This window comes from Ochrobactrum sp. AP1BH01-1, assembly GCF_018066705.1.
Taxonomy (GTDB): Bacteria; Pseudomonadota; Alphaproteobacteria; order Rhizobiales; family Rhizobiaceae; genus Brucella.
The window spans coordinates 423,153-446,528 of the sequence record NZ_JAGPOU010000003.1 but is presented as its reverse complement, the minus strand read 5'-3'; the positions used below and the strand labels follow the sequence as shown (position 1 = coordinate 446,528).

Here is a 23,376-nt window from a genome sequence, read left to right as displayed (position 1 = left end):
TGTCCGGAGCAGGCCAAGGAGAGAGCAGCTACTTTACGCGCCGGTTTTATTGAGCTTTTTGACGCCGGTCAAATCAAGCTCCCCAGCGACGCAAAATTTCCTTCTGGAGATCGATATCCGGCATTTTTTTTGACACATTCCACACGCTACATTGTGGGATCGACGGCGCGGGGCGCCAAAACACCAAATAGCGACAATCGTGTCGAATCGGTCAGGCGACAACCCAATCCGAGGCACAACCAAAGGAACGGACGTCATGCATTATCTGGTCGGATTAATCCTCATCGTTGCTTCGCTTTTCTCCACGGTAGCGATGGCGGACGATGCCGAAGGCAAGATCACCGGTATCAACAAGGACAGCGAAACCATAACGCTGGATGACGGCGAGACATACAAGCTGCCTGGCGAGTTCGACTACAGCGCGATCAACAAGGGCATGAAGGTACTCATCATTTATGATGTGGTCGACAGCACGCGCTTCATCACCGATATTCAGGAAGCGCCGTAAACGGCAGTGATCTCTTGCACGAAAATCGCGCACGCCGAATGATCGATTAAAGAGTTACCTGTCCATCCACACAGGTAACGACATTCCCACCGATCCATATCCCATCGGCCTCGCGCCGAACGTGAATGCGCCCTGCTCGCCCAAGAGCAGTGCCCTGGCTGGCAACATAAGATGCTCGCGCTATTCCACTGCCAATCAACCATTGGGCTATGCCCGCGTTTAGACTTCCCGTAACCGGGTCCTCAAAGCCAGCGGCGGTAAAAGCCCGGACTTCAAAATCGGCAGCGTCGCCGTCGTCGGCTTGGTTCCAAGGCGCGACGACGCCAACCCGGAGGCCAGAGATCGCAGCGAAATCTGGACGAAGGGCCAGAACATCCTCCCTTTTTTGTAAAAGGACAGCCAGCCAGCCTGGACCATTGTCGACCCAGCGTGCATCAACAATAGTGTCCATGCTGATATGCAAGGCTCCTGCGATGCGTTGCAGCAATTGCGGTTCAAGGGTCTCACTTCTGATCAGCTCGGGTGCAGCAAAGGAAAGCATGTCGCCGTCCCTGCGTATGCGGATCAAACCAGCCTCGCATTCCTGCACGACTTCCCCGCCATTGGTTCTCCCATTCGAGGCGAGCCAGACATGACAGCTGCCCAAAGTCGGGTGTCCCGCAAAAGGTAATTCACGCGACGGGGTAAAAATCCGGACGCGATAGTCTGCCCCGATTTTTGTCGGCTTTAGCAGAAAAGTGGTCTCGCTAAGATTCGTCCAATTCGCAAACGCAGCCATTCTGGCGTCGTCCAAGCTATCTGCATCGACAACAACTGCCAGCGGATTACCGCCCAACGGCCGGGAAGCGAAGACATCGACCTGCTGAAATTTGAACGTAAAGCCTTTAGAATCCAGCATCATCCCCCCGAAATGCGGCTTTCAATATTTGATCGCTTCAGTCTTCGACCGCCCTCGTCTCAAACCCACTCGAGCTTGCCGTTTTCGAACTTCAGAATCTTGTCCTGCGGTATGGAGAGATTTGCGGCGGCGTGACCGTCCATGTCGCCGTAAAGGTAAAACAGCGTGCGAATGCAGCCGCCATGCGTGACGCAGACGGTCGGCCATTCCACGGCCTCCACCCAGCGCCCGATACGGCGCGACAGGCCCATATAGCTTTCAGCGGTCGCGCCCGGCGGCACAAAATTCCACTTGTCGCGGGCGCGCGCTTCCAGAAGGTCCTCGCGTTCCTTGGCAATGTCTTCCATCATGAAGCCCTGCCAATCACCGAAATTGACTTCCATCAGTTGCGGATCGGTGCGGTAATCATAAGGGTCGAGCCCCATGCGCAGGCGGATGCGCTCCATCGTTTCGCGGGTGCGGCGCAGAGGGCTTGCCACGAAATCGAAGCCCGCGCCGTCGCCGATCAGCGATTTCAGCATGTCTCCATTGCGGTCGGCCTGGCTGCGCCCATTATCGTTGATGTCGATATCAAGCTGTCCCTGAATGCGCTGCGAAACATTCCAGTCCGTCTCGCCGTGACGTGAAAAGTAGATGATTTCCCGAGCCACAGCTCCACCCCAATATGCCGTCAGTCAATGTCTGGATAGCTTTCCCGCACCGGGAAAGAAAAAGAAAAATCCCGAGAAGCGGTCACCTTTTCGGGATTTCGTATTCGCTGCTTCAGTCTTTCACGACCGAAATATCCGGCGCGTCTACCGCTTTCATGCCGATGACATGATAGCCGCTATCCGCGTGATGGACTTCACCCGTCACCGAACGGGACAGGTCAGAAAGGAAATAGAGGCCCACATCGCCCACTTCCTCAATGGTGACAGTACGGCGCAGCGGCGCGTTATATTCATTCCACTTGAGGATATAGCGGAAGTCACCGATGCCCGAAGCGGCGAGCGTCTTGATCGGGCCGGCAGAAATCGCATTGACGCGAATGTTCTGCGGACCGAGATCGACGGCCAGATATTTCACGCTTGCTTCAAGAGCAGCCTTGGCGACGCCCATGACGTTGTAGTTCGGCATGACCTTTTCGGCACCGTAATAGGTCAGCGTCAGGATCGAGCCGCCGTCACTCATCAGCTTTTCCGCCCGGCGGGAAATCGCCGTCAGCGAATAGACCGAGATCAGCATCGTGTTGGTGAAATTGGCTTCCGACGTATCGACATAACGGCCCGTCAGCTCATCCTTGTCGGAAAAGCCGATGGCGTGCACGACGAAGTCGAGCTTGCCCCACTTCTTTTCAAGCTTCTCGAAAACGGCATCGATGCTGGCAGCATCCGCCACATCGCAATGTCCGGCAATGAATGCGCCAAGCTCTTCAGCCAGAGGCTCGACACGCTTCTTCAATGCATCGCCCTGATAGGTGAATGCGAGCTCTGCGCCTGCATCACGAGCGGCCTTCGCAATACCCCATGCGATGGAGCGGTTGTTGGCGACGCCCAGAATCAATCCACGCTTGCCCTGCAACAAACCTGACTGTGCGGTCATTAGGGGTCCTCATTGAAAACAATTAACTTGTTGCCCTATCGCACAGCCTCGGCTCTCCTTCAAGCAATTGCAGTGAAAAAGCCGGGCATTGTCACTTTACTGCCGCAAAGAGACAACACCCGGCTTTAAACGATTGAAGACGTGCTCAGGCTTGTTTGCGTTTTTGCAGGAATTCTTCCAGCTCCCTGTCGCCACCTTCCGGCAGCATGATCCGCACATGTACGTAAAGATCGCCCCGTCCGGCAGCTTTGAGCGGAAGGCCCTTTTCTTTCAGGCGCAGCACACGATCAGAGCTCGACCATGCCGGTATTTTCACGGCAATCCGCCCGTCCAGCGTTTCGACCTCCTGCTTGCCGCCGAGAACGGCGTCGGCAAGTTCGACCGGCAGGTCCACATGGACGTCGCGGCCTTCCAGGCGAAACCGCGGATGCGCCTTGAAGTGGATCGTGACCAGCGCATCGCCGGCCGTTCCGCCCATCAAGGTCTCGCCCTGCCCTTTCAGGCGAATGGTCTGACCGTCTTCGACATATTTGGGCAGCTTGATCTTGAGATGCTTGCCGTTCGGGAAGATCGCTTCAACCTTTTCAGCGCCGGCAGCCTGTTCCAGCGTGATATCGATAGATGCGGAAAGATCGGCTCCCTTCGCCGGGCCGCGCTGACGCGTTCCGCCCGCGCGGGCACCGCCACCGAAAGCGCCGCCAAAAAGATCGTTCAGAATGTCTTCCGCGCCACCGAAGCCGCCGCCCTGCTGAAAGCCGCCGGGACCGGAACGAAATTCAAAGTGGCTGTTGCCACCCCCGCCCTGCCGGAAACCGGCGAACGGGTCGCCATGGGGGCCGCCGAAACCCTGTCCGCCTGTGAAGCCCTGGAAAGCGGGCTTGCCCTCGGCATCGATCTCGCCACGGTCGAATTGCCCGCGCTTGTCCTTGTCGCCCAGAATTTCGTAAGCCTGGTTCAGTTCTGCAAAGCGCTCCTGCGCCTTCGGATCATCCTTGTTCTGATCAGGATGGTGCTTTTTGGCCAGTTTGCGGAAAGCCGATTTTATTTCTTCGGGCTTCGCCGTTTTGGCGACGCCCAGCACGCTATAGGGATCGCGCATATAGTTCCTCTTTCAGGAAATACTGTGAGATAAACAAGATTCGTTGCCCACAATATGCGCATCTGACCGGCAAAGTTCCAGTCAGGTCAGGCTTTTCTTTTCAGATCGGCGCGAAAGAAGTCACCGTCCATTGACCGCCGCGCTCCATGCAGGTTTCGCCACGGTAGATGGAAACACCGTCAAAAGCTTCGCGCGAGGTTTCGAACTGGCGGCAAAGCTGATTGTTCCTGTTGTTCTCGGCAATCGTCGTGATGGTGCCCTGGCTGCCCGTATCGGGATTGGCCCACGGAACGGGCTTCTTACCCCATTGGGTGAAGTTGAGCGCGGAAACGACGTTCTTTATGGCAGACTGATCGGAAAGCCTGCCAGTATCGGTCTCGACCGGCTGCGGCTGCTTCACGGAGCCGGTAATCGTGGAAGAATCAGGCACAGCCTTTTCAATGCTCACGCCACCCATCGCGCAACCGGCAAGCGAGAAGAGGCATATGCCAATCGCAGCCTTGCGCAGCACATTTGCGCCCCGGCACAGGCTCCAGAGATTGGTTTCGTGGCGAAGCGTCTCGACGGACAACGCTATTCCCTTATTCTACACGCTAAAGATGCAGGGATTATGGGTGAGCTTGGGTTAACAAGCGGTGTGCCGGAAAGGTAAACAAATCGGAATCGGAGCACAACGCCCAACTCGATACTTTGTTCAGCCGTCAAAGGATGTTCCCCACTATCCTGTCGGCCAGAGGCCGCCTCACTCCCCAACCCGCCTTATTTCAGCGAAAGAAGCGTGTCGGATGTTTACTTTAGCCGCGCTGGTTGCATAACCGTTCCGGCCTGCCTGTTTCACTTTATAAAGTGCCAGATCTGCCCGCGCAAAGACGTCGAGGTCATCCGTTTCCTTGCCGCGCTCCTCGCTGGCAATGCCGATGCTGACCGTCATGGCGAGCTTCTGTCCACGAAAAACAAGCGGTGCACCGTTGATCGCGTCGACGATTTCGCGCGCGATTTCCATTGCTTCCCCTTCATGCATCTTGGGGAGCAGAATTGAGAATTCGTCGCCACCCAGCCGCGCCAGCACACCACGCCGATCAAGGATGTCGACCCCAACATCGGCAAAATGTACAAGCGCCTGATCGCCCAGCGCATGGCCGTATGTGTCGTTCCATTGCTTGAAATTGTCGATATCGATCAGCAGGACGCTATAAGCCACACCGTCTTCGCTGAATGCGAGCTCCGCCCTCGTCAGCCTTTTCATGAAATGGCGGCGGTTCGGGAGCCCGGTCAGTTCGTCTGTCTCAGCGACCCTGGCCATATCGCCGTGCAGGCGATTCATCGCCATCACGATGAAGCCGAAATTCCAGATCACACCGCTATATATCACGCAGACCAGCGCATAGCTTTCGATGGAAAAATAGAGCGACTGGTCGAATTCTCCCGCCCATGCGGCGATATTGAGCGACGTCTCGATGGCATGTCCAATGATGCCGAGCAAAAAGGCCGTGATCGCGATCTGGCCGCCAAGACCGAGGTTCTTTTGCCGCACCAGATAGAAAACTGTCATCGCCATCGGCACCGACTGGCCCACCGCATAGGCGATATTCCGCCCCTGCCAGCTCGCATGAAACGCGGCCATGACGACAAAACTTGCGAGCGATATTCCCGCCGCGATCCGCCAGCCGCCTTTCTGGCCGTAGAAATATCGTGCACCGACAAAGGCAAGGCAGAAGCCATAGATGATGATGGTGTTGCCGATGACAGCAGGCCAGAACGCGCCGTCATTGCCCTGCAACGAAAGAACGAAGCCTCCAACCAGCAGGAGCGTCGTCGAAAGCAGCCAGATCCTGGCTGGCTTGAATTTGCGATAAGAGAAGGCGATAGCGGACCAGATGATGCAGACCGTCAGCGAATTTAAGAAAATTACGATATAAAGCGTCAGGAAATCGAGTTTTGGCATAGCCCCTACCTTGAACGGGCGGCCCTACTAGAAGTTGCCCGCCAAGTAAAGTGAAGTCGGTACCTGCGACGACACATCCGGGCAAGGCCATGGACAAAATGACGGTTATCGAAGAAGCTCCCTCCCGACCCGCACCATTGGGTGTCTCTGGCGGGGATTCCCTTGCAGGATGATCCGCGAATTTCCGACAGGCTGTTGAAAATCCAAAATGACAAACGCAAGTGACGACTTCACCGAATCCTCCCAGCCGTTCAAGCTCTTTGCCGACTGGCTGACCGATGCCAAAGCGAGCGAACCGAACGATCCCAATGCGGTGGCGCTGGCGACGGTTGACCCGGATGGCCTGCCCAATGTGCGCATGGTGCTGCTGAAGGATTTTGACGAACAGGGTTTCGTCTTCTACACCAATTATGAAAGCACCAAGGGCAAAGAGATCCTGTCAGCCGAAAAAGCCGCCATGTGCTTCCATTGGAAGACGCTGCGCCGTCAGGTGCGCGTGCGTGGCGCGGTAGAGAAAGTCAGCGACGCCGAAGCCGATGCCTATTACGCTTCGCGTCCGCGCGGCAGCCGCATCGGTGCATGGGCATCCAAGCAGTCACGCCCGCTCGAAAGCCGTTTCGCATTGGAAAAGGCGGTTGCGGAATATACGGCGAAATATGCCATCGGCGATATTCCGCGCCCGCCCTACTGGTCGGGCTTCCGTATCCGCCCGGTCTCGATCGAGTTCTGGCATGACCGGCCCTTCCGCCTGCATGACCGCGTTCTGTTTACGCGCCCGACAGCGGAGGGCGACTGGAACAAGGACAGGCTTTATCCGTAACCTGATAACAAGAAGGCCACCGGAAACGGTGGCCTTCTTGTTTATACCAGTGGCTTGACCGCCACCCAGAGGCTTCCGAGAACAAGCCCGAGGAAAATCAGCCAGCCGACAATATTGTTCGACTTGAACAGTTTCAGACACTGGTCCGGGTTGTCGATATCGAGCACGATGATCTGGCGATAGAGATGCACGCCTGCTGCAAGCAATCCGGCCAGTGCTGGCATCGGCACTTGCGCCACGGCGAAAGCCGCCGCGAAGAAGCCGATCGCACCACCATAAAGCACCATCAGCGCCGTCTTGGTATGCTTGCCGAACAGACGCGCCGTGGAACGCACGCCCACCAGCGCATCATCTTCCTTGTCCTGATGCGCGTAGATCGTGTCATAACCGATCGTCCACAGGATCGCGCCGATATAGAGAAGCACCGGTGCAAGGCTCAGCGAGCCTTCGACCGCAGCCCAGCCCATGAGTGCGCCCCATGAGAAGGCAAGGCCAAGCACGAATTGCGGCCAGTCGGTAATGCGCTTCATGAAAGGATAAGCGGCAACGATCAGCAGCGAGAAAATGCCAAGACCGATGGAAAACCAGTTGAACTGCAGAACGACTACGAGGCCGACCAGTGCCTGCAAAACCAGAAACAGTTTGGCCTGCCCGCGTGTTACCTGCCCGGATGGCAGTGGGCGCGAGCGCGTGCGATCCACCTTGTCGTCAATGTCCTGATCGACAAGATCGTTATAAGTGCAGCCGGAACCGCGCATGGCGATGGCGCCGACCAGAAACAGAAACAGATGCCAGAAAGACGGCATTACGGCCCAGGCACCGTCGCCGGGCTTGGCGCCCGCGCCCGCCACGAGCGCTGCCGACCACCAGCATGGCCAGAGCAGGAGCTGCCACCCGATGGGACGATCCCAGCGGGCAAGCTGCGCATAGGGCCACAGCCAATGCGGCAGGACACGATAAACCCAATGGCCGGAAGGAGCGTCCTTCACCCGCCCGCGCGCATCGCGGGACTGGATGCCAGAATTGACCTGTGGGTTGGTTTGCGGATGCTGCATGGTCGTCTGCTTTCTCGAAACTGAACGACTCTACCCGCTTTTTCTGGAAAAATCGCGAGCCTGCCCTTGCCCGCGTGTGCGATGGGCAATAGAGAGCCGGGTTAGTTAAGTGTTTACTTACCTCAAGCGCAGGGAGCAAGGCATGAAAGTTCTGTTGATCGGTTCCGGTGGTCGCGAGCACGCCTTGGCATGGAAACTTGCCGCCTCTCCTTTGCTCGAAAAGCTCTATTGCGCGCCCGGCAATCCTGGCATTGCGACAGTCGCGGAGCTGGTCGACATCAGCGCCGATGACCACAAGGCGCTGATTGCCTTTGCCAAGGACAAGCAGATCGATCTCGTGGTGGTCGGGCCGGAAGCGCCGCTTGTGGCGGGCCTTTCCGACGAAATGCGCGCCGAGGGTATCCGTGTGTTCGGCCCCTCCAAGGCTGCGGCACAGCTTGAAGGCTCGAAGGGCTTCACCAAGGATCTCTGCGCGCGCTTCGACATTCCGACGGGCGCTTACGGTCGCTTCAACAATGCGCCCAAGGCCAAGGCCTATATCCGCCTAAAGGGTGCGCCCATCGTCGTGAAGGCCGACGGGCTTGCCGCAGGCAAGGGCGTGGTTGTAGCAATGACACTCGATGAAGCGCTTGACGCGGTGGACGCCTGCTTCGAGGGCGCATTCGGCTCCGCCGGTGCCGAGGTGGTGGTCGAGGAATTTCTGGACGGCGAAGAAGCAAGCTTCTTCTGCATCTGCGACGGCAAGACGGCATTGCCGCTTGGCTCGGCGCAGGATCACAAGCGCGTCGGCGACGGCGACACCGGCCCGAACACAGGCGGCATGGGTGCCTATGCCCCTGCCCCGGTCATGACCCCGGAAATCGTTGAACGCACGATGCGTGAACTGATCGAACCGACCATGCGCGGCATGGCGGAAATCGGCGCGCGGTTCTCCGGCATCCTGTTCCTCGGCCTGATGATCGGCAAGGACGGCCCGAAGCTGATCGAGTACAACACCCGTTTCGGTGATCCGGAATGCCAGGTGCTGATGATGCGCCTCAACAGCGACCTTCTCGCGCTCATCAATGCTGCCGTGGACGGCAAGCTGGATGAAGTTTCACTCGACTGGAAGGATCAGCCAGCGCTGACGGTGGTGATGGCTGCGGAAGGCTATCCGTCCAATGTGAAGAAGGGCAGCGTCATCCGCGATCTCGGCAAGCTCGAAGGTATCGATGGCGTCAAGGTCTTCCACGCCGGAACGGCAGAGAAGGATGGCAACATCGTTGCCAATGGCGGGCGCGTGCTCAATGTCACCGCCATTGCCGATACGGTCGCAGAAGCGCAAGCCAAGGCCTATGAAGCGGTGAAGCGCATCGACTGGCCGGAAGGTTTCTACCGCTCCGATATCGGCTGGCGTGCGGTGGAGCGCGAGAAGCAGTCCTGACGTCACCGACGGGACTGCTTACGGCACAATAATTCTTCCCTTTCTACGCGCTTTTGTCCTCGCGACGATGGACCGTCGCGTGTGGATGGCCGTCCGCCATTCCATCACGATGACGTGTATCGAAAACATTGACGTTTACGTAATAAGCCGATAGCTCTTATGTCGGATAGCCGTTTGGCGCCTGCCGGAATGCGAACAGCGCCGATGCAGGAGGCTTCTGAGGAGAGGCCGACAAACTATATTGGAGGAAAGATGTATCGCGCGCCGGTTTCTGAAATTTCCCATACGCTGATGAAAGTCGCAGGGCTGGAGAAAGCTCTTGGCGACAACCGCTTCCCTGATTTTTCCGCTGATCTTGCCGCCGCCATTCTGGAAGAAGCGGGCAAGTTTGCCTCTGAGCGCGTCGAGCCTCTGCGCATAACCGGCGACAAGCATGGCGCGACCGTCAAGGACGGCGTCGTCACGACTGCGCCGGGCTGGAAGGAGCTTTACCGCAACTGGATCGAAGGCGGCTGGAACTCGCTTACCGGCACACCGGAATATGGCGGTCAGGGCCTGCCGACCTTGATGTCGGTGGCTGTCAGCGAAATGTGGAATTCCGGCACGCTGGCATTCGCCATCGCCCCGACACTGACCATGGGCGCGGTCGAGGCGCTTGAAAAGCACGCCTCGAAAGAGTTGAAGGACGTCTATCTCGAAAAGCTCATCAGCGGCGAGTGGATGGGCACGATGAACCTCACCGAACCGCAGGCAGGCTCCGATCTCGGCGCGCTCCGCACCCGTGCGGAACGTGGCGACGATGGCACCTACCGCATTTTCGGCCAGAAGATTTTCATCACCTATGGCGAGCATGACCTGACCGACAATATCGTGCATCTGGTGTTGGCGCGCCTGCCCGATGCCCCTCCCGGCACCAAGGGCATTTCGCTTTTCCTCGTGCCGAAATTCCTCGTCAACGAAGACGGTTCGCTCGGACGCCGCAACGATCTGTTCTGTTCCGGTCTTGAGCACAAGATGGGCATTCACGCCTCGCCAACCTGCACCATGATTTATGGGGACGGCTTTGTTAAGGGCGAGGAACAGGGTGCGGTCGGCTATCTGATCGGCGAGGAAAACCGTGGTCTGGCCTGCATGTTCACCATGATGAACAATGCCCGCCTTCTGGTCGGCATTCAGGGTGTTGGCGTGGCGGAAGCGGCCTATCAGCAGGCGCTCAGCTATGCCAAGGAGCGCAAGCAGGGCCGCGCCATCGGTGCCGACCCGAAAGACGGCATGAGCCCGATCATTGAGCATCCCGATGTTCAGCGCATGTTGCTGACCATGAAGGCGCTGACCCAGATTGCCCGTTCGATCACTTATTCCTGCGCCCATGCCATCGACATGAGCCATGTGAGCGAAGGTGCGGACAGGGAGTTCTGGTCGGATCGCGCCGGTTTGCTGACGCCGCTCGCCAAGAGCTTTGCGACCGATGCGGGCGTGGATGTCGCTTCGCTGGGCGTCCAGATTCACGGCGGCATGGGTTTCATCGAAGAAACCGGTGCTGCACAATTGCTGCGCGATGCCCGCATCACCCCGATTTATGAAGGCACCAACGGCATTCAGGCCATTGATCTCGTGGCGCGCAAGCTGCCTCTCGGCAACGGCGAGCACGTCAAGGGCTTCCTTGCCGAATTGCAGGCAGATGCGGATAAGGCCAGTGCATCCAATCGTCCGGAACTGGGCGAGACCGGTGCGCGGCTTTCCGCGGCCATCGCACAAGCCCGCGAGGCCACCGAATGGCTGCAAAAGGCAGTTGCGGAAGGACAGCTTGAGGCGGCCCTTGCCGGGGCCACGCCCTACCAGCGGCTTTTGTCGCTCGTTGCAGGCGGTGCCTATCTCGCGCGCGCTGCACTTGCCGGTGACGATAATGGGCGCGCCGTGCTGAGCCGCTTCTTCGCGGAAAACATGCTTGCCGAAGTATTGTCCCTGAAGGACACAGTCATCACCGGCGCTGCCAGCCTTGCCGCCGCCAAATCTGCGCTGGAGGCATAAGCATGAGCGAACATATCCTGATCGAGCGCAAAGGCGCGATCCAGATCATCCGCCTCAACCGAGCCGACAAGAAGAACGCCATCACCCGGGCCATGTATGCCTCCATGACGAAGGCGCTCAAGGATGGCGATGCCGACGACGCGGTGCGCGTGCACGTATTCCTTGGAGTCCCGGGGGCATTTTCATCGGGCAACGACATGCAGGATTTCATGGTCGCGGCTTCCGGCGGCGGTCTCGGCAACGAGGTTCTGGATTTTCTGGGCGCTCTTTCCAGTGCCCGGAAACCCATCGTTTCGGGCATCGACGGGCTTGCCATCGGCATCGGCACAACCATCCACCTGCATTGCGACCTGACATTTGCTACGTCGCGCGCCTTGTTCCGCACGCCATTTGTCGATCTCGGCCTTGTGCCCGAAGCCGCTTCCAGCCTGCTGGCGCCATCGCTGATGGGGCATCAAAAGGCATTTGCGCTCCTGGCGCTTGGCCACGGATTTACAGCGGAAGCCGCACAGGAAGCCGGTATCGTTTACCAGATCGTTGCCGACGATGCGCTGGAAATGGAAATGATGAAGGCGGCGGAAGAAATCGCCGCCAAGCCGCCGCAGGCCATGCAGATTGCCCGTGCGCTGATGCGCATGCCTGCTGAAACGGTTTCCGAGCGCATTGCGCGCGAGGCCAAACATTTTTCCGAACGGCTTACGTCGGATGAGGCCCGTGAAGCGGTGATGGCATTCCTCAGCCGCAAAAAATAAACCCGAACGCTGTGAACGTTCGGGGGGCTTTTTGGGAGGTCAGCCAAAGTTATTAGCTTGCCGCATTATCCTACGCAAAACCGCTTCGCACTTTTGCTGGAAATGCTCTATTTCAGTTCCGGGCAATGATTTCCTTGCCGGAGATCACGAGACGGACGCCAAGCGTGCCGGTCTTGCGGCGGGCGAGAAAACGTGGACGGCGGCGGCGCGGCTCCTGTCCCTGACGGCGAGCCTGCGGCTGGCTGGTGCGCATAGCGCCGGTGCTTTCGTAAAGCGGGCGGGCAACGCCATCTTCCTCAACCAGCATCATCGGCAGATTGAAGCTAGCAGCCCATGCGCGCCAGTCGGCTGCAACGTCGGTCAGATCATGTGCGACGAGCAGGGGAACGGAAAGCTGCGGATCTTCATGCATCAACTCCAGCGTCACTGTGATTTCGCCGAACTCATCCTCCACCGCACGGGCTGCAACACCCAAAAATGCATTGGCCGGAAGAGCGATGGACATAGGCAGACCGCTTGAAGGCAGAACCTGCCGGATCACTGCGCCACGCTCGTTGATGGTGAAGGTGACATCGGTGCTTCCGTCGCGGGTCGCATAGCTCACCACCTGCGGAAAGTGAAACGGATCGAGCCGCAATTCCCGGCCTGCCCAATCGGGCTTCAGTCCCTTGCTCATCATATTCAACGCCTCTGTCTCTCTGTCTCTTTTGTCTCAGGAGCCGGTTATCCCGACTTCCCTCGTTGAGCTTTTGCTCTTTGTTGAGATGGAGAATAGGCGCTGATCCTTACCGGCGAGCTTAATGAGTTGGGTTAACTTTTTCCTGCCTTTTCCTTTGGTTAGCAGAATGCAACCAGGTGTAAGAATTCGGAAATTCTTCTGAAGAAGCGTTTACCAAAATTCGCCCCTCCTCATTGCCGCCAATTCCCTCCAGCAATTGACGAAACGCCCATCTCGGACTACTCCGTATTACAAACAAAGGGAAAAACTATGAAAAATCAATCTCTGTCTGATCCGATCACTATGCGCATTCCGCGCGATGTATTGGCGGAGATCGAAGAAATCGCGAGCATCTCGGAGCGAAGCAGAAGCTGGGTGATCGTCCGGGCAATGAAAGCCTATCTCGCATCGGAAGGCAAAGAGATCAGGGATATCACCAAGGCCCGCCGCGCCATCGAAAATGGCCAAGGCTCTGATCTTGATGCCGTCATTGAGGAAGTTGATACAATCATCAAGGGCGCGGTTGCGTGAAGGTTATCGTTTCTCCAGCTGCGCGAGACTATATCAAATCTGAAATCACCTGTCTGAAGCTGCGCAGCCCACGCGCGGCCCCTGCAATTGCGCGAAGATTTGAAACGGCTGACACGCGATCTTGGCCACTTTTCGCAGATGGGACATTTTACCGAAGAACTGCCCATTCCCGGCGTCCGCCGACCTTGCCGCTGGATGACGATTTCGATTTCGAACGGTCATAAAGAAAAGCCCTTCCAGCAGGAAGGGCTTTTTCCTTACAGGACCTTGCCGGGGTTCATGATGCCCGCCGGATCGAAGGCCGACTTGATGCGGCGCATCAGGTCGAGCGCAACGTCCTGTTTGAAGAAGGCGAGTTCCTCGCGCTTGAGCTGACCAATGCCGTGTTCAGCCGAGATCGAACCCGTATAGCTCGCAACAATCGTGTGGATGCGGTGGTTCAATTCGTGCCAGCGCGCAAGGAAAGCTTCCTTGTCGGCGCCGACAGGCTGCGAAACATTATAATGCAGGTTGCCGTCGCCGATATGGCCGAAGCAGACGATGCGTGCGCCGGGGATCATTTCCAGCGTGGCGGCATTGGCTTCGTGGATGAAAGCGGGGATGGAAGCGACCGGCACGGAAACATCGTGCTTGATCGAGCCGCCCTCCGGCTTCTGCGCCCAGGACATTTCCTCGCGCATCTTCCAGAAGGACTGCGCCTGCGCCACGCTTTCGGCAATGGCAGCATCCTGAATGATGTCGTTCTCAAAAGCTTCGGTGAGGATCGTTTCCAGCGTCGTGCGCGCATCCTCTTCCGAGCGGGACGAGGAGATATCGATCAGCACATACCAGTCATGCGGGCTTTCCAGCGGGTCGCGTACGCCGTCGACATGACGCACGGTAAACTCCACGCCAACGCGCGGCATCAGTTCGAAACCGGTCAGCGATGGGCCAGCATGTTCGGTCGCAAGCTGGAACAGGCGCAGAACGTCTTCCGGGCTGCGCAAGCCCGCATAGGCCACGCCCTTCCCCTTCGGCTGCGGGAAGATTTTCAGAACCGCCGCCGTAATGACGCCGAGCGTGCCTTCCGAGCCGACGAAGAGGTCTTTCAGGTCGTAGCCGGTATTGTCCTTCTTCACGTAGCGAAGATCGTTCAGAATCTCGCCGGTTGGCAGCACGACTTCGAGACCGAGGCAAAGCTCGCGCATATTGCCATAGGCGAGCACTGCCGTGCCGCCCGCATTGGAGCCAAGATTGCCGCCAATCTGGCAAGAGCCTTCGGCACCCAGCGACAGCGGAAACAGGCGTCCGGCTTTTTCAACGGCGTCCTGAAGGTTCTTCAGGATCACGCCCGCTTCGAGCGTTATCAGATTGCCGACCGTATCGAGATTGCGGATGCGGTTCATCCGGCCCAGCGACAAAATGATGGCCGTGCCGCTTTCGTCCGGCTGCTGTCCGCCGACGAGGCCGGTATTGCCGCCCTGCGGCACCACCGGCGTTTTCGTTTCGCTGGCAAGCTTCATGATGGCCGCGACTTCTTCCGTCGAACCGGGGCGAAGTACCAGCGGCGTGCGCCCGTGATACAGATCGCGCTGCTCGACGAGATAAGCGGCGAGGTCTTCCGGCGCGGTCAGCGCGTTCTTTTCACCCACGATGGCGGAGAAGCGTTCGATCAGAGCGGTGTCCAGCATAGTCTGTCTCTTGAATTCAAAGGGAGGATTGGCGCGGGGCCGCCGCGCGTTTCAAACGGTCGTTGATGGCCTCGCCGAGACCGTCAAAAGGGATGGGTTCGACGGCGATGGTAGCGGCACCCGTTGCATCGAGCCTGCGCATGAAATCGAACAGATTGGCTGCTGCTTCACGCAAATTGCCATCGGCGCTCAGGTTCATGATCGTTGCCGCGCCTTCTGCACCGGTGACGCGGCGGGGGCCAAAGGCAAGCAGCGCCTCACCCGGTTGCACCGAGCCGACATTGAGCCGCATCCTCGCATCAGGCGCATAATGCGAAGCCATCATGCCCGGCGCTTGAATTGCGGAAGTGTGGTCGGCGCGCACCAGCTTTTCGCCAATGACGGCCTCGATTTCTTCCGCAGCCAGCCCGCCGGGGCGCAGAAGATGCACTCTATCGCCGTCAACCTTGACGATGGTGGATTCGACGCCGACGCCGCACGGACCGGCATCGAGGATCAGGTCAAGCTTCTCGCCGAGATCACCCGCAACGGCAGAAGCACTCGTCGGGCTGATGCGCCCGGACGTGTTAGCGCTTGGCGCCGCCACCGGGCTATCGAGCCTTTTGATGATTTCCTGCACGCGGCCAAGCGGCATGCGGATGGCAAGCGTTTGCAGCCCTGCGGTCACGAGAGGATGGATGGGACGATCGGTATCCTGCTTGTCCTTCAACGGCAGAACGATGGTCAGCGGGCCGGGCCAGAATGTTTCCGCGAGCCTGCGCGACAGGGCGTCAAAAGTGGCATAACGCTCGGCCATGGCGATGCCGCTTACATGGGCAATCAGCGGATTGAATTGCGGACGTCCCTTGGCCGCGAAGATGCCCGCCACGCCTTCACCGTTGGAAGCGTCGGCAGCAAGGCCATAGACGGTTTCGGTCGGAATGGCGACAAGGCCGCCGCGCCGCAGCACTTCCACTGCGCGCAGGACCGCCTCATCATCGAATTTGACTATATCGGACACTGGTTTTCCGCCTCGCGGGCGTCCCAAGTTAAGCCCGTTCTGCCTACACAAGCTCCGGCCCCTGTGCAAGCAAGCTCGGCTTCTATCCGCCCACAATCGCGGCGAAACGATCATGATTGCGCGTGAAAAATTGCGTTTTGTTAGGTTTTTCAGGTCATGGTGATTTTAATCATGCGTGAGGTGAATAATGTTATCGCGATTTATCGCTATTTCGCTGACGGCCATCGGACTGCCCGCCATTGCTTTCGCAAGCGGAAGTGAAGCCGCGCCATCAACCTATCAGGTCGGCTCCATCGATTATATCGGCTATGACAAGATCGGCGCCAACGGCCTGCCGGTCTGCGGCCCTTGCGCGGAGAAGCAGGCCGCGGAACTCGACGCACAAAAGGCAATCGAAGCCCGCCGCAAGCGCGCCCGGGCCTATATGGCGCGCATGCAGGGCCAGCCCGTCCCTGACGACCTGCTTGAACCCGCCGTCACGCCAGCGAAGGATTTCGATCCCGCCAAGCCAGTGCGGGTGGTTGGCGATACCTGGGCGGTGGCATCCGGCGAAACCGACCTCGGTTCCCTCGAACTCAGGCCCAGCTTGAAATAAACAAAAATGGCGCCAACCGCTTACCCCTCATCCTGAGGAGGCCCGCAGGGCCGTCTCGAAGGATTGAGAAGCCAAAATAGAAAGGCGCGAAAAGCGCTGTGCGTTTTCCCTCAGCCCTTCGAGACGCCTCCCCTCGACAAGCTCGGGGAGGCTCCTGAGGATGAGGGAAAACGAAGCCCCGCGTGGCTGATTATCAGCCTGCGATTTTCGAGAAATCCGCCACCTTGCCGGTGGCCGTGCGGATCAGGTCGAGCAATGCCAAGCGATTGGCGCGGACATTCTCGTCCTCGTCATTGACCAGCACCTTTTCAAAGAACGTATCGACAGGGCCGCGCAGCTTGGCAAGCGCCAGCATCGCGCCGTTGAAATCCTCGCGGGCGATGGCAGCTTCTGCCTCGGTTGACGCCAGAGTAACAGCTTCAAACAATGCCTTTTCTTCCGCCTCGCGAAGAAGGGAAGCATCGACCTTATCGGCGACCTTCGTGCCCTTCTTTTCCTCGGCGGCGAGAATGTTGGCGGCGCGCTTGGTGCCTGCCAGCAGGTTCTTGCCGTCTTCCTCGTTGATGAAGACGATCAGCGCTTCCAGACGGCGGGCGACCAGCAGAAGATTGTCGGCTTCCGGCGTCAGCACGGCATCGATGGCGTCGTAACGTGCGCCCTCTTCCTTCAGATGCACCTTGAAACGGTCATGGAGGAAGGACAAAAGATCGGCCAGCACCGGCTCCGCACTGCGGTCGGCTTCGGCACGAACTTCAGTCTCGTAGTTGCGCAGCGCGTTGTCGATATCCTGCTCGCCATCGACATCACCGGAATTTTCCGCAGCAAGTTTGGCTTCGAACTCCCGCAGCTTGCGCTGGACCTGACCTTCTTTCAGCGCGGCAAAGGCCGAACGGAAGAGCGGCAGCAGCGCGAACTTCCATTCCTGCGACAGCAGGAGACGGATCACGCCGAGCGCGGCACGACGCAGCGCGTAAGGGTCCTTCGAGCCGGTCGGCTTTTCGTCGATCGCCCAGAAGCCGACCAGCGTGTCGAGCTTGTCGGCGAGCGCGACGGCAACCGAAACCGGGTTCTTCGGCACCACATCGGACGGGCCTTGCGGCTTGTAATGTTCTTCCAGAGCTGCGGCGACGGCCTCGTCTTCGCCCTGAAGCAACGCATATTTGCGGCCCATCGCACCCTGAAGTTCAGGGAACTCGCCGACAACTTCTGTCTGGAGATCAGCCTTCGCGAGCACGGCTGCACGGGTGGCAAGCTTCGGATCGGCACCGACCAGCGGCGCAATCTGCGCAGCCAGTTCGCGAATGCGTTCAACGCGCTGCCCCTGCGTGCCGAGTTTGGCGTGGAAGGTGACATTGAGCGCGTCCAGACGCGCCATGCGCTGATCAAGCGGCTTCTTCAGGTCGAGACCGAATTTTGCCGCCGATGCCGCCAGCTTATCGAGATCAGGCAGATCATGCTGGTCGGTGTGCCAGAAATAGAGCGCATCCGACAGGCGTGCGCGCACCACCTTGCCATTGCCATAGGCGATTTCCGCGCCGCCATCGCGGGCAGCGATATTCGACACCAGAATGAACTTGTTGGAAAGTGCTTCCGTTTCGCCCTGCTTGCGGGTGACAAAACACTTCTGGTTGGCGCGGATGGTGAGGCGGATGACTTCCGGCGGAATGGCCAGGAATTCTTCCTCAAACTCACCCATCAGCACGACCGGCCATTCGACCAGGCCGGAGACTTCTTCCAGAAGCCCCTCGTCCTCAACCAGCTCAAGACCGGACACGAAGGCAAGATTGTGCGCGTCCTGGGAAATGATTTCCTTGCGGCGCTCTGCGTCGAGCACCACGAAAGCCTTTTCGAGCTTTTCGACATAATCGTCGAAACGGCGCACCTTGATTGCCTGACCGTTGCTCAGGAAACGGTGGCCATAGGTGACATTGCCGGACTTGATGCCGTCTACGTCGAAATCGATAACCACGGTTTCCTCGGTTTCAGGACCGAAGGTGCAGAGGATCGACTGCAACGGACGCACCCACCGAAGCGAACCGGGCTTTGCCGAAGCAGCGCCCCAGCGCATGGATTTCGGCCATGGGAAATTGCGGATTGTCTGCGGTACCAGTTCAGCGATGATTTCTTCCGCGGCGCGGCCCGGCTTCGTCAGATGGGCGACGTAGAAATCACCCTTCTTCGGATCGGAATGCACATGCGCCTGCGATACATCCGTCAGCCCCGCCTTGCGCAGAAAGCCCTGAATTGCCTGTTCCGGTGCTGTAACCGAAGGGCCCTTGACGTCCTCATGCACGTCCTTGGAACGCACCGTAAGCCCGCGAATGTCGAGCGCCAGACGGCGCGGGGTCCAATAGGCGGTCGCGGCTTCATAAGTAAGACCGGCCTCGACCAGACCATCGGTGATCATCTTTTTCAGATCGCCGGCAGCCTTGCGCTGCATGCGGGCGGGAATCTCTTCCGAAAAAAGCTCAAGAAGTAGGTCAGGCATTACTCGCCCTCACGCTTGAAATTGAAACCACCGGCATCCGTCAGAAGGAATGCCTCGCCGCACTGACGCGCAAGATTGCGCACGCGCAGAATATAGCTCTGGCGCTCGGTGACCGAGATCACGCCGCGCGCATCCATCAGATTGAAGACGTGGGATGCCTTGATGCACTGGTCATAGGCCGGGAAAACGCTCTTATGCATTTTATGATTGGCGTCAGGAGCAGGTGCACCAGCTTTCAGAATGGCCTCGCATTCGCGCTCGGCATCAATGAAATGCTGATGCAAAGCTTCGGTATTGGCCATTTCAAAGTTGTAGCGGGAATATTCCTGCTCGGCTTGCAGGAACACCTCGCCATAGGTGACCTTCTCGTCGCCTTCGAGGCCGTTGAAGTTGAGGTCGTAGACATTGTCCACGCCCTGCACATACATGGCGAGGCGTTCGAGACCGTAGGTGAGTTCACCAGAAACCGGCGAGCATTCAATGCCGCAGACCTGCTGGAAATAGGTAAACTGCGATACTTCCATGCCGTCGCACCAGCATTCCCAACCGAGGCCCCATGCCCCGAGCGTCGGGCTTTCCCAGTCATCTTCCACGAAGCGCACGTCGTGCAGCGTCGGATCGAGACCGATGGCGCGCAGCGAACCGAGATAGAGATCCTGAAGGTTCGGCGGCGATGGCTTGATGATGACCTGATACTGATAATAGTGCTGGAGACGGTTCGGGTTTTCGCCATAGCGGCCATCCTTGGGACGGCGCGACGGCTGCACATAGGCAGCTTTCCACGGCTTCGGCCCGAGCGAACGCAGCGTCGTTGCCGGGTGGAACGTACCTGCACCAACTTCCATGTCGTAGGGTTGCAGGATGGCGCAACCGTGCTCCGCCCAATAGTTATGGAGCGTCAGGATCAAACCCTGAAAGGAACGGGTGGGATGCATATGTGCTGGCAACGTACTGGACACGGGGTCGGGCCTCGTAATTGAAATGATGGCCCGGTCTAATTTGTCAGCACGGCAGGGTCAAGCACAGGCTGCCGGTTTCGGTGTCACACCACCCTGAAACCGGCAGCCTGAAACCATCAGTCCGTTGTCGGCTTTTCAGGAGCCGTGTCGGAAGGTGCAGCAGGCGCATTCGATGGCGCGGGGGCTTCCGGCTTCTGCTCAGCAGGCTTGTTCTCAGCAGGCTTTACCGCATTGGCGGAAGACTGTCCCGGAATATCCGGGAGCCCTTTCTTCAGCTTTTCCTCGATCTTGGCCAGATCTTCCGGCTCGGGCTTGCCGGCAATGGCATGGTTCCACTGGAACGTTGCTTCCAGAAGGCGCCCGACGCGCCAATAGGCATCGCCCATATGATCGTTGATCGTCGGATCTTCCGGACGAAGCTTCACCGCCTTTTCCAGCTCGACCACCGCTTCCGGATAGCGGCCCAGCATGTAATAGGCCCAGCCAAGCGAGTCGACGATATAACCGTCCTGCGGGCGCAGCTCGACCGCCTTCTTGATCATGCCCAGCGCTTCATCGAGATTCTCGCCGCGGTCGACCCAGGAATAACCAAGATAGTTCAGCACCTGCGGCTGGTCGGGATAAAGCTCCAGCGCCTTGCGGAAATTGGGTTCCGCCTTGTCCCATTCCTTCAGGCGCTCATAGGCAATGCCGCGCTGATAAAAGACCGGCCAGTCCTTGCGCTCCGGCGTCTTTATCTGTTCGACGGCAGCATCATAAATCGTCGCCGCATCGGCGAAATTCTTGTCCTGCGCATAGACGCCACCGAGCGCCAGATAGGTGCGCATATCGGCCTTGTCGCGATCCAGCAGGATTTTGAGCTGCTTGATGGCTTCCGCCGACTGGTCGTTTTCCGCCAGATTGAGCGCGCGCTGCATTTCGGCATCACGGCGATAGGGCGACTTCTCCGGCACGCGACCATAATATTCGATGGCCTTTTCCGGCTGGCGCAATTTCGCGGAAATATCACCGAGCTGATAAAGCGTCGCGTCATTGTCCGGGCGCAGTGGCAGCGACATCTGCAGATAAAGCTTTGCAAAGGCTTCCGCGCCGCTGCGGTTGATCGCGGTTCCAAGCGTATAGAGCGCCTCGGCGGCACCTTCCTGCGCGGTCTTGATCAGGCGACCGTATTTCTCGCCCGCCTCAATCTTTTCGCGCATTTCGGTGATCGTCATGCGGCCGTTGAGAAGCTCCTCGGCATCTTTCAAAATCTTGATCGCGCCTTCCTTGTCGCCCTGGCGAAGCTTGAAGGAGGCATAGGCCATCACAATGCGCTCATACGTATCGGGCGCGGCACTTCCGCCCGGCCGGTCATCGAGGGCCTGCTGATAGAAATCACGCGCCTCCTGCTTCTGGCCGGCAAGATCGGCTATCAGTGCGGAATTATAGGTGCGGAACAAGCCGTACCATTCCGGGCCCTGCATCTTTTGGATGTCGGCGAGCGCCTGTTTCGGGTTGCCCTGCCCGACCTTGACCCAAGCGCTCATGAAGCCTGTCGCAAGGCGATCCATATCGGATTGCAGCGACAGCATCAGAAGCGGGCCGACCTTGCGATATTGCTTGCGGTTGATGGCATCGATGGCCAGCGCCACGCGGGAAAAACGCTCGATGTCCGGTATATTCTTCAGTTCTTCCGCCAGAGGCAGCGCGTCATTGAAACGGCCCTCGGTCAGCAGAACCAGCAGCAGGTCCTGCTTGATCTGCGCGTTGCCCGGATCGAAGGCCATGGCCTGACGGTAGAAATCCACGGCAGCGGCGAGATTGTTGTCGGATTCGGCTGTGCGCGCCGCCAGATATGCCCCGGCGAATGAGCCTGCCCGGACAGGAGGCGATACAGGATCGGTAGTCGCCTTGGCCAAAGCACCGCTTGCCGGAATCGCTATTCCCGCCAGAAGCGAGAGCAGCAAACCGTAAAGCGGGCGGTATTTCGATCCTTGCCGCATAAAGCCCTATCCTCTTCTCAAATCCCTGTGACAGATACCGGAAAGCAAACCACAAGAGCTCCGAAGTGCCGGGCACGCTGTCTCTTTACCGGAAAAGGCACCCCAAGCATGGCCTTTTTGGGATGGCGGGGCAAGAAAAGCATCCGTGATAAGGTGCTTTTCCCGAGTATTCCTGGCCCCCAAAAAGCGCTGGCCGGAGTTTTACAGCTGCTGCCGGTCAGTTCACGCGGCTGATGCAAAAATCGATGACTTCGATCAGCGCGTCCTTTTGCGGCGTGGCTTTCAAAGGCGCCAGAGCATCGCGGGCAATTTCGCCGAAATGCCGCGCGCGCTGCACCGTGTCGGAAATCGCGCCGTGCTTCGTCATCAGGCCGATGGCCTTTTGCAGCGAAGCATCGTCGCTGGCGCCTTCTTCGATCGCGTGCTTCCAGAAAGCACGCTCATCGTCGGAGCCCCGGCGATAGCTCAGAATCACCGGAAGGGTGATCTTGCCTTCGCGGAAATCGTCGCCGGTATTCTTGCCGAGATCGACTGCCGAGCCGCCATAATCGAGCGCGTCATCAACAAGCTGGAAGGCAAGGCCGAGATTGAGGCCGTAGTCGCGCAGGGCTGCGCGATCCGCCGGCCGCGCACCCGCGATGATCGGGCCGACTTCGCCGGCAGCCGAGAACAGCGCCGCGGTCTTGGCCTTGATGACCGCCAGATATTCGTCTTCGGTGGTTTCCATATTCTTGGCAGCGGCAAGCTGCATCACTTCGCCTTCCGCGATCACCGAAGCGGAGGTGGCCAGGACGTCCAGCGCATCGAGCGAACCGACATCGACCATCATCTTGAAGGCCTGCCCAAGAAGGAAATCGCCGACGAGGACGCTCGCCTGATTGCCCCAGATCATGCGCGCTGTGCTTTTGCCGCGGCGCAGATCGCTTTCATCGACCACGTCATCATGCAGAAGCGTCGCGGTGTGCATGAATTCCACCGCGGTCGCGAGGCGCACATGGCCGTCGCCCTCGTAGCCGAACATGCGAGCGGCTGCGAGCGTCATCATGGGACGCAGGCGCTTGCCGCCGGAGGAAATCAGATGATTGGCAACTTCCGGTATCATTTCGACATCGGACCCGGCCCGGGAAAGGATCATCTCGTTCACCCGCGCCATATCGGCTTTTGTCAGATCGACAAGCGGCTGAACCGATCCTTCCTGTTTCTTTTTACCGTCCAGATTCAGAACCAAACCCAATGCCATTTCTCCTAGCTGCCCGGCCACATTATTGAAACGGACCGGATTGCTCAAGTCGCAACTGCCTCCAAAGCGCCTCCAAAGCAC

The 23,376-nt window shown here is 58.6% G+C and carries 21 protein-coding genes and 2 pseudogenes; 9 read left to right on the top strand and 14 right to left on the bottom strand.

Annotated elements, in window-relative coordinates; translation table 11 throughout:
* Positions 1 to 256 precede the first annotated feature (256 nt).
* Positions 257 to 508, top strand: coding sequence for a DUF1344 domain-containing protein (locus J9800_RS12755; protein ID WP_112590435.1), 252 nt, complete (start codon positions 257 to 259; stop codon positions 506 to 508).
* 46 nt (positions 509 to 554) lie between these two features.
* On the opposite strand, the gene J9800_RS12750 is transcribed toward J9800_RS12755, so the two are convergent.
* From J9800_RS12750 to J9800_RS12725, 6 genes are all read right to left on the bottom strand, one after another.
* Positions 555 to 1,406 carry a PhzF family phenazine biosynthesis protein gene (locus J9800_RS12750; RefSeq protein ID WP_210845742.1) on the bottom strand — a complete coding sequence of 284 codons (852 nt, stop codon included), beginning with the start codon at positions 1,404 to 1,406 and terminating at the stop codon, positions 555 to 557.
* Between the two features lie 59 nt (positions 1,407 to 1,465).
* A complete protein-coding gene (locus tag J9800_RS12745; protein ID WP_112590439.1) occupies positions 1,466 to 2,056 on the bottom strand; it encodes a histidine phosphatase family protein in 591 nt (196 codons plus the stop codon).
* A gap of 112 nt (positions 2,057 to 2,168) precedes the next feature.
* Entirely contained in the window at positions 2,169 to 2,987 is an 819-nt protein-coding gene (gene fabI / locus J9800_RS12740; protein ID WP_112590441.1) for an enoyl-ACP reductase FabI, read from the bottom strand.
* Positions 2,988 to 3,132: 145 nt separating this feature from the next.
* Positions 3,133 to 4,086, bottom strand: coding sequence for a DnaJ C-terminal domain-containing protein (locus tag J9800_RS12735; RefSeq protein WP_112590443.1), 954 nt, complete (start codon positions 4,084 to 4,086; stop codon positions 3,133 to 3,135).
* 100 nt (positions 4,087 to 4,186) lie between these two features.
* On the bottom strand, positions 4,187 to 4,615 hold the full coding sequence (locus J9800_RS12730) for an RT0821/Lpp0805 family surface protein (protein ID WP_286167403.1): 429 nt from the start codon (positions 4,613 to 4,615) through the stop codon (positions 4,187 to 4,189).
* A 213-nt stretch (positions 4,616 to 4,828) separates the two neighbouring features.
* Entirely contained in the window at positions 4,829 to 6,031 is a 1,203-nt protein-coding gene (locus J9800_RS12725) for a GGDEF domain-containing protein (protein WP_210845740.1), read from the bottom strand.
* A gap of 208 nt (positions 6,032 to 6,239) precedes the next feature.
* Here J9800_RS12725 and pdxH point away from each other — a divergent pair, with 208 nt between their 5' ends.
* Positions 6,240 to 6,851, top strand: a complete 612-nt coding sequence (pdxH, locus tag J9800_RS12720; protein ID WP_112590447.1) for a pyridoxamine 5'-phosphate oxidase — start codon at positions 6,240 to 6,242, stop codon at positions 6,849 to 6,851.
* A 41-nt stretch (positions 6,852 to 6,892) separates the two neighbouring features.
* On the opposite strand, the gene ubiA is transcribed toward pdxH, so the two are convergent.
* Positions 6,893 to 7,906: a 4-hydroxybenzoate octaprenyltransferase gene (gene ubiA / locus J9800_RS12715; protein WP_112590449.1), complete on the bottom strand. Its 1,014-nt coding sequence runs from the start codon at positions 7,904 to 7,906 to the stop codon at positions 6,893 to 6,895.
* A gap of 142 nt (positions 7,907 to 8,048) precedes the next feature.
* Here ubiA and purD point away from each other — a divergent pair, with 142 nt between their 5' ends.
* From purD to J9800_RS12700, 3 genes are all read left to right on the top strand, one after another.
* Complete coding sequence (gene purD / locus J9800_RS12710) at positions 8,049 to 9,329, top strand: phosphoribosylamine--glycine ligase (protein ID WP_112590450.1); 1,281 nt, start codon at positions 8,049 to 8,051, stop codon at positions 9,327 to 9,329.
* A gap of 252 nt (positions 9,330 to 9,581) precedes the next feature.
* Complete coding sequence (locus J9800_RS12705) at positions 9,582 to 11,360, top strand: acyl-CoA dehydrogenase family protein (RefSeq protein WP_112590452.1); 1,779 nt, start codon at positions 9,582 to 9,584, stop codon at positions 11,358 to 11,360.
* A 2-nt stretch (positions 11,361 to 11,362) separates the two neighbouring features.
* Positions 11,363 to 12,112 carry a crotonase/enoyl-CoA hydratase family protein gene (locus J9800_RS12700; protein ID WP_112590454.1) on the top strand — a complete coding sequence of 250 codons (750 nt, stop codon included), beginning with the start codon at positions 11,363 to 11,365 and terminating at the stop codon, positions 12,110 to 12,112.
* A gap of 112 nt (positions 12,113 to 12,224) precedes the next feature.
* Here J9800_RS12700 and J9800_RS12695 read toward each other — a convergent pair whose 3' ends face one another.
* Positions 12,225 to 12,791 carry a DUF6101 family protein gene (locus J9800_RS12695; RefSeq protein ID WP_112590455.1) on the bottom strand — a complete coding sequence of 189 codons (567 nt, stop codon included), beginning with the start codon at positions 12,789 to 12,791 and terminating at the stop codon, positions 12,225 to 12,227.
* On the opposite strand from J9800_RS12695, the pseudogene J9800_RS22200 reads away from it, so the two are divergent.
* From J9800_RS22200 to J9800_RS12685, 3 genes and pseudogenes are all read left to right on the top strand, one after another.
* A pseudogene (locus J9800_RS22200) lies at positions 12,781 to 12,993 on the top strand (hypothetical protein). The gene J9800_RS12695 and the pseudogene J9800_RS22200 sit on opposite strands and share 11 nt — an antisense overlap.
* Positions 12,994 to 13,100: 107 nt before the next feature.
* The gene (locus J9800_RS12690; protein WP_112590457.1) at positions 13,101 to 13,361 is read left to right on the top strand and encodes a CopG family ribbon-helix-helix protein; all 261 of its coding nucleotides are present in this window, start codon (positions 13,101 to 13,103) and stop codon (positions 13,359 to 13,361) included.
* Positions 13,358 to 13,544, top strand: a pseudogene (locus tag J9800_RS12685) (type II toxin-antitoxin system RelE/ParE family toxin); the annotation flags it as partial. The gene J9800_RS12690 and the pseudogene J9800_RS12685, both read left to right, overlap by 4 nt.
* Before the next feature lie 74 nt (positions 13,545 to 13,618).
* Here the strand turns inward: J9800_RS12685 and J9800_RS12680 are convergent.
* Positions 13,619 to 15,031 (bottom strand): FAD-binding oxidoreductase, encoded by a 1,413-nt coding sequence (locus tag J9800_RS12680; RefSeq protein ID WP_112590458.1) that lies wholly within the window; start codon positions 15,029 to 15,031, stop codon positions 13,619 to 13,621.
* 16 nt (positions 15,032 to 15,047) lie between these two features.
* Positions 15,048 to 16,031: an L-threonylcarbamoyladenylate synthase gene (locus tag J9800_RS12675; RefSeq protein WP_112590460.1), complete on the bottom strand. Its 984-nt coding sequence runs from the start codon at positions 16,029 to 16,031 to the stop codon at positions 15,048 to 15,050.
* A gap of 187 nt (positions 16,032 to 16,218) precedes the next feature.
* Between J9800_RS12675 and J9800_RS12670 the strand changes: the two genes are divergently transcribed.
* Entirely contained in the window at positions 16,219 to 16,626 is a 408-nt protein-coding gene (locus tag J9800_RS12670; protein WP_112590461.1) for a hypothetical protein, read from the top strand.
* A gap of 193 nt (positions 16,627 to 16,819) precedes the next feature.
* Here the strand turns inward: J9800_RS12670 and glyS are convergent, their stop codons facing one another.
* From glyS to J9800_RS12650, 4 genes are all read right to left on the bottom strand, one after another.
* Positions 16,820 to 19,114: a glycine--tRNA ligase subunit beta gene (glyS, locus tag J9800_RS12665; protein WP_210845738.1), complete on the bottom strand. Its 2,295-nt coding sequence runs from the start codon at positions 19,112 to 19,114 to the stop codon at positions 16,820 to 16,822.
* The gene (locus tag J9800_RS12660; RefSeq protein ID WP_061345098.1) at positions 19,114 to 20,049 is read right to left on the bottom strand and encodes a glycine--tRNA ligase subunit alpha; all 936 of its coding nucleotides are present in this window, start codon (positions 20,047 to 20,049) and stop codon (positions 19,114 to 19,116) included. The genes glyS and J9800_RS12660 overlap by 1 nt, the downstream gene beginning before the upstream one ends.
* Positions 20,050 to 20,189: 140 nt before the next feature.
* Positions 20,190 to 22,055 carry a tetratricopeptide repeat protein gene (locus J9800_RS12655; RefSeq protein WP_112590464.1) on the bottom strand — a complete coding sequence of 622 codons (1,866 nt, stop codon included), beginning with the start codon at positions 22,053 to 22,055 and terminating at the stop codon, positions 20,190 to 20,192.
* 217 nt (positions 22,056 to 22,272) lie between these two features.
* The gene (locus J9800_RS12650) at positions 22,273 to 23,289 is read right to left on the bottom strand and encodes a polyprenyl synthetase family protein (RefSeq protein ID WP_112590587.1); all 1,017 of its coding nucleotides are present in this window, start codon (positions 23,287 to 23,289) and stop codon (positions 22,273 to 22,275) included.
* Positions 23,290 to 23,376 lie beyond the last annotated feature (87 nt).